This window comes from Streptomyces turgidiscabies Car8 (assembly GCF_000331005.1).
Classification (GTDB): domain Bacteria; phylum Actinomycetota; class Actinomycetes; order Streptomycetales; family Streptomycetaceae; genus Streptomyces; species Streptomyces turgidiscabies.
Genome location: NZ_AEJB01000375.1, coordinates 1 through 5,616, shown reverse-complemented (window position 1 = coordinate 5,616; position 5,616 = coordinate 1). Strand labels below are relative to the sequence as shown.

General features: G+C 70.7%; 5 protein-coding genes. 2 read left to right on the top strand and 3 right to left on the bottom strand.

Features of this window, described 5'->3' with window-relative positions; translation table 11 throughout:
* Positions 1-945: zinc-dependent alcohol dehydrogenase family protein (locus STRTUCAR8_RS27905; RefSeq protein WP_006379431.1), on the bottom strand; the 945-nt coding region annotated here is incomplete at its 3' end.
* Positions 946-1,115: 170 nt separating this feature from the next.
* Here STRTUCAR8_RS27905 and STRTUCAR8_RS27900 point away from each other — a divergent pair.
* Together STRTUCAR8_RS27900 and STRTUCAR8_RS27895 are read left to right on the top strand one after the other, a co-directional pair.
* Positions 1,116-2,000, top strand: a complete 885-nt coding sequence (locus STRTUCAR8_RS27900) for a helix-turn-helix domain-containing protein (RefSeq protein ID WP_006379435.1) — start codon at positions 1,116-1,118, stop codon at positions 1,998-2,000.
* Positions 1,997-2,866: a helix-turn-helix domain-containing protein gene (locus tag STRTUCAR8_RS27895; protein WP_006379432.1), complete on the top strand. Its 870-nt coding sequence runs from the start codon at positions 1,997-1,999 to the stop codon at positions 2,864-2,866. Before STRTUCAR8_RS27900 ends, STRTUCAR8_RS27895 begins: the two co-directional genes overlap by 4 nt.
* 46 nt (positions 2,867-2,912) lie before the next feature.
* Here STRTUCAR8_RS27895 and STRTUCAR8_RS27890 read toward each other — a convergent pair whose 3' ends face one another.
* A complete protein-coding gene (locus STRTUCAR8_RS27890; protein ID WP_006379434.1) occupies positions 2,913-4,169 on the bottom strand; it encodes an MFS transporter in 1,257 nt (418 codons plus the stop codon).
* Between the two features lie 221 nt (positions 4,170-4,390).
* Complete coding sequence (locus STRTUCAR8_RS27885) at positions 4,391-5,572, bottom strand: XdhC family protein (protein ID WP_006379433.1); 1,182 nt, start codon at positions 5,570-5,572, stop codon at positions 4,391-4,393.
* Between the last annotated feature and the right edge of the window lie 44 nt (positions 5,573-5,616).

The window sequence follows — 5,616 nt, the reverse complement described above, 5'->3', positions numbered from 1 at the left end:
GGGCAGGGTGAGGTCGAAGACCTTGCCCGGCTCGATCCGGCCGGACAGGACACGGTCGATCAGGTCGGGAAGGTAGGCGCGTACGGGGGCGGGGCCGCCGCGCAGGCCGACGTGCGAGAAGAACAGCTCCTGGCCGTCGACCGCCACGTCGTGCGGGACGCCGACGAAGCCGACGTTGCCGCCGGGGCGCGCGGCGTGCAGGGCCTGCCGCATGGACTCGGAGGTGCCGACGCACTCCAGTACGGAGTCGGCGCCGATACCGCCGGTGAGGTCCTTGACGCGGGCCACGCCTTCTTCGCCCCGCTCGGTGACGATGTCGGTGGCGCCGAACTCCAGGGCGAGTTTCTGGCGGGAGGCGTGGCGGCTCATGGCGATGATCCGCTCGGCGCCCAGCTCCCTGGCGGCGATCACTCCGCACAGGCCGACCGCGCCGTCACCCACGACCACAGCCGTGGAGCCGGGCTTGACCTCGGCGGCCACAGCGGCGTACCAGCCGGTGCCCATCACGTCGGAGACGGCGAGCAGGCTCGGCACGAACGCGCTGTCGGGATGTTCGTCGGTGGCGACCAGTGTGCCGTGGGCGTGGGGGATGCGGATGTAGTCGGCCTGACAGGTGCTCATGAACTCGCGGTGCAGACAGCTGGACTGGTAGCCGTTTCGGCAGTTCGCGCAGGTGTTGTCGGAGGTGGCGAAGGAACCGACCACGAACTGCCCCGGCTTGACGTTGGTGACCTCGCTGCCGACCTCCTCGACGATGCCGACGTACTCGTGCCCCATCGGGTGGGGTTCGTCCACCGGCTCCGCGCCGCGGTAGGGCCAGAGGTCCGAACCGCACACGCAGGTCGCGACCGTGCGAATGACGGCGTCGGTCGGCCGGCTGATTGTCGGGTCTCCGAGTTCCTCGAAGCGCACGTCGCCGGGGGCGTGAATGACTGCTCCGCGCATGATGGTGTTTCCTTCGGTACGAAGTGTGGAACCGCAGCGGGAATTCCTGAACGGCTGCTCGATATCGAGCCTTGCATGCGGAGGCGGGCGCGAAAAGCGGAGGAATCTATCCGGGGAGAGGAACATCCAGGGAGGAAATTCTCCCCCCTTCCCGAGGTGCGATCGATGTAATGCTGGGAAGCATGACCAGCAACGTCCCCCTGAACGAACTGGGAGAATTCCTCAAGAAGCGCCGCTCCGAGCTGAGCCCCCGCACGGTCGGGCTGCCGGAGACGGGCGGGCCCCGCCGGGTGGCCGGGCTGCGCCGGGAGGAGGTCGCCCAGCTCGCCTCGATCAGCACCGACTACTACACCCGGCTCGAACAGGGCCGTATGCAGGCGTCCGCTCCCCTCCTGGACACCCTTGTCCGGGTGCTCCGTCTGGACGACGACGAGCGGGGCTGTCTGTTCCGGCTCGCGGGCAGGACCACCGTCCGCACGCGGCGCCGTGGCGTGCGGAAGGTCCAGCCGCGACTGCGGCGGATGCTGGAGGATTTCTCCTCCGTCCCGGCCATGATCCAGGGGCGGCGCGGCGACATCCTGGCGTGGAACGCGCTGGCGGCGGCGCTGGTCACCGATTTCTCCCGCATCCCGGAGAAGCACCGCAACTACCCCCGGCTCCTGTTCACCGATGCGGCGTTGCGCGGTCTCTACGCCGACTGGGAGACGGCCGCACAGGTCACCGTCGCTCAGCTGCGGATGGAGGCGGCGAAGTATCCCGAGGATCCCCGGCTGATCGCGCTCGTCGGTGAACTGTCCATGCGTGACCATCAGTTCGCCCAGTGGTGGGGCGACCATCGCGTCGCCGCCCGCACCGTGGGCACCAAGACCCTGATCCATCCGGTCGTGGGCGAGATCACCCTCGACTGCGACACCCTCACCGCCACCACGGACCCCGACCAGCACATGACGGTCTGGACGGCTGCCCCAGGTTCCCCCGCGCACGACCGGCTGCGCATCCTCGCCTCCTGGGCCGCCGACCAGAATCTGCCAACCTCGTCAGATTGGGAAGTATGACCAGCAACGTTCCTCTCAATGAGCTCGGCGAGTTCCTCAAGAAACGCCGCTCCGAGCTGAGCCCCCGCACGGTCGGGCTGCCGGAGACGGGCGGGCCCCGCCGGGTGGCCGGGCTGCGCCGGGAGGAGGTCGCCCAGCTCGCCTCGATCAGCACCGACTACTACACCCGGCTCGAGCAGGGCCGTATGCAGGTGTCCGCTCCGGTGCTGGACACCATCGCCCGGGTCCTCCACCTGGACGACGACGAGCGGGGCTATCTGTTCCAGCTCGCGGGCAAGACCTCCACCCGCACCCGGCGCCACGGCAGGCAGAAGGTCCAGGCGCAGTTGCAACGCGTCCTGGACGACCTCACCGCCACCCCGGCCATCGTGCAGGGGCGGCGCGGGGACATCCTTGCGTGGAACGCGCTGGCGGCGGCGCTGGTCACCGATTTCTCCCGCATCCCGGAGAAGCACCGCAACTATCCCCGGCTCATCTTCACGGATCCGGCGATGCGCAGCCTCTACGCCGACTGGGAGGGCTCGGCGCGGATCGCCGTGGCACAGGTGCGGATGGAGGCGGCGCAGTATCCGGAGGATCCCCGTCTCATCGAGCTGGTCGGTGAACTGTCCACACGTGACCAGCAGTTCGCCCAGTGGTGGGGTGATCATCGTGTCGCCGGCCGCACCGTGGGCACCAAGACCCTCAACCATCCGGTCGTCGGCGAACTCGTCCTGGACTGGGACACGCTCACCGCCAACACCGATCCCGACCAGCACCTGACCGTCTGGACAGCGGCTCCCGGTTCTCCCACCCATGAACGGCTGCGCATCCTGGCTTCCTGGGCCGCCGACCAGAACCTGTCGCCCTCTTCCTCCCTCCGCTGACCGATGCCTGCGGCGGCCGTCGAGCCGGCGCAGGACGAGCACCGCGTCAGCCGACGTGCGGAGCGCTCACGCTCGGCCCGCTCGACTGCTCCGAGGCCGCACCTCGTCGGGGCGTCTGCGCATCGGAGCGGGTGGCGCGCATCAGCGCGAGTGTGGCCAGCGGTACGAGGGTGAGGGCGGCCGCTACTGTGCCGACCAGCGGGGGGCCTGCTTGCCCCAGCGGTGAGGTCAGGGCGACGCCCGCCGTCCAGGAGCCGACGGCGATGCCCACGTTGGGCGCCGCGCCGCTGACGCCGGACGCGAGGGTGGGCGCGGAACCGGCGAAACGCAGGACCAACGCGCCGAGCGCCGGGTTCGCGGCGAAGCCCGTCATCCCCAGCAGCGTCACCAGGACGACGGTCGCCGCGGGGCTTGTGGAGAGAATGGTCAACGACAGCAGGACCAGCGTGGTCGTGGCGGCGGCCGTGATGAGCGTGGCAAGGGGGCGACGGTCACCCAGGCGCCCGCCGGCCATGGTGCCCACCAGGGCGCCCAGACCGTAGCTGGTCAGGACCATGGGCACGGCCCCGGCGGGGAGGCCGGCGCGCTCGGTGAGCAGGGGCGAGATGTAGGCGTACGTCGCCAGGACACCGCACATCAGCAGCGTCATGGAACTCAGCGTCAGCCAGACCCGGACATCCCGCAGCGCGGCGAACTCGGCCCGGACGGAGGGCGCTTCGGGACGCTCGTCAGCAGGGATGTACCGTCCGATGACGGCCGCCGCGCCGGCCGACAGCGCGGCCAGCACCCAGAACGGCCCGCGCCAGCCCGACAGTTGCCCCAGCCACGCGCCCAGCGGTACGCCGGCCACGGTGGCGACGGTGAGACCTCCCAGAAGCATGCCCAGGGCCCGCGACGTCGCTGCCGGCCCCGCCGCGGTCGTGGCGACGACGGCGGCGACGCACCAGAAGGTCCCTGTCGCCAGCGCGGTCACCACGCGGGCGGCGAGGACGAGAGCGAAGGACGAACTGAGCGCGGCGACCAGGTGGCCGAGGGCGAAGACGGCGAGCGCGAGGACCAGCGTGGAGCGCCGGGGCAGGTGCAGCGTCGCGACAGCCATCGTCGGCGCCCCGACGATCATGCCGGCGGCGAACACCGTGATCAGCAGACCCGCGTGGGACACGCTGACATGCAGATCGTCGGCGATCTCGGGCAGCAGGCCCGCGATGACGAATTCGGTGGTGCCCATGAGGAATGTCCCGGCGGACAGCACCAGGACGACGAAAGGCAGCCTGCGGGTTCGGCCGTCGGTCAGGGGTGGCATTCGGTGGAATTCTCTTTCGTGGCGACGTGCGACTGTCGTGAGACGGAGGACGCCGAAAAGCGTCGCACCGCACGGGCGTTCTGTGAGGGGGAGGATTTTCTCCCTGCTTCGTGGCGCGGACGGTGGTACCGCCCGCCGAGATGACCGGCTGCGCTTCGCGTAGGTACGCACGCAAGCCGGGCCGTCGTCCCGCCCTGAGGAGACCGGCGGCAGGACATTTCCTAGCCGCCGATCGCCGACATCGGGCGGTCGGGCAGTTTTCCCCCGTGCCCCGCTGCCTCCGGCGCCGCCTCGGAGGTCCGGTGGATCGGGCCGCTGACCCGAACCAGCGGGAGGCCACTCGCTCGGTTCGCGTGGGCGATGATCTCCGCGGTGATCGAGATCGCCGTCTCCTCGGGTGTGCGGGCGCCGAGGTCGAGGCCGATCGGGGACCGCAGCCGGGCCAACTGCTCCTGTGTGACGCCGACTTCGAGCAGACGAAGCCGGCGCTCCTCGTGCGTGCGTCGGGAGCCCATCGCGCCGACGTAGCCGACGGGCAGGCCGAGAGCCAGCTGCAGAAGGGGGATGTCGAACTTGGCGTCGTGGGTGAGTACACAGACGGCGGTCCGCCCGTCCACGGCCGTGCGTGCCAGGTAGCGGTGGGGCCAGTCGACGACCACCTCGTCGGCGTGCGGGAAGCGGGCTTCGGTGGCGAAGACGGGGCGGGCGTCGCACACGGTGACGTGATAGCCCAGGAACCGGCCGGCCTGGGCGAGGGCGGCGGCGAAGTCGATGGCGCCGAAGATCAGCATGCGGGGACGGGCGGCGGCCGTATGGACGAGGACGGAAAGCTTCTCCGGGCAGGTGTCGGCGTCTCCGCCGAGGGAGACGAGCGCCGTTCGTCCGGCGCGCAGTCGCGCGGTGGCCCGGTCCGCCACTGCCGGGCCGGCCGGCCCGTCGCCGAATACACGGTCGGCGATCCAACTGTCGCCGAGCACGCTCAGAGTGGCGCCGAGCAGTTCCTCCGGCCCGTCAACTACCTGGGCGACGGCGGCCGTCCGCCCTTCGGCCGCCTCGGCGAGGGCCGCGCCGAGATGCGGCTGGGCGGCGGGGTCGATGCGCTGGACGAGGACGTCGAGTTCGCCGCCGCAGGTCAGGCCGACGGCGAAGGCGTCGTCGTCGGAGTAGCCGAACCGGGCACGCCGGGGAGCGCCTTGCTCCTGGAGCACCTGTCGGCACAGCTCGTACACCGCGCCTTCGACGCAGCCGCCGGAGATGCTGCCGAGGGCGTTGCCGTCCTCGTCGACCGCGACGGACGTGCCGACGGGCAGGGGTGCGCTGCCGGTGACGTCGACGACGGTGGCCAGGGCGAAGGGGCGTTCCTCGCGGCACCAACGGTGCAGTGTGTCCGCGATGTTCAGCATGGAGGGCTCCAGAACAGAGGGTTGCCGTCGCAGAAGGTGGATCG

Excerpts from the sequence above, each read along its gene's own strand:
- STRTUCAR8_RS27895 (WP_006379432.1), top strand. The coding sequence starts at position 1,997 with ATGACCAGCAACGTTCCTCTCAATGAGCTCGGCGAGTTCCTCAAGAAA.
- STRTUCAR8_RS27885 (WP_006379433.1), bottom strand. The coding sequence starts at position 5,572 with ATGCTGAACATCGCGGACACACTGCACCGTTGGTGCCGCGAGGAACGC.
- STRTUCAR8_RS27890 (WP_006379434.1), bottom strand. The coding sequence starts at position 4,169 with ATGCCACCCCTGACCGACGGCCGAACCCGCAGGCTGCCTTTCGTCGTC.
- STRTUCAR8_RS27900 (WP_006379435.1), top strand. The coding sequence starts at position 1,116 with ATGCTGGGAAGCATGACCAGCAACGTCCCCCTGAACGAACTGGGAGAA.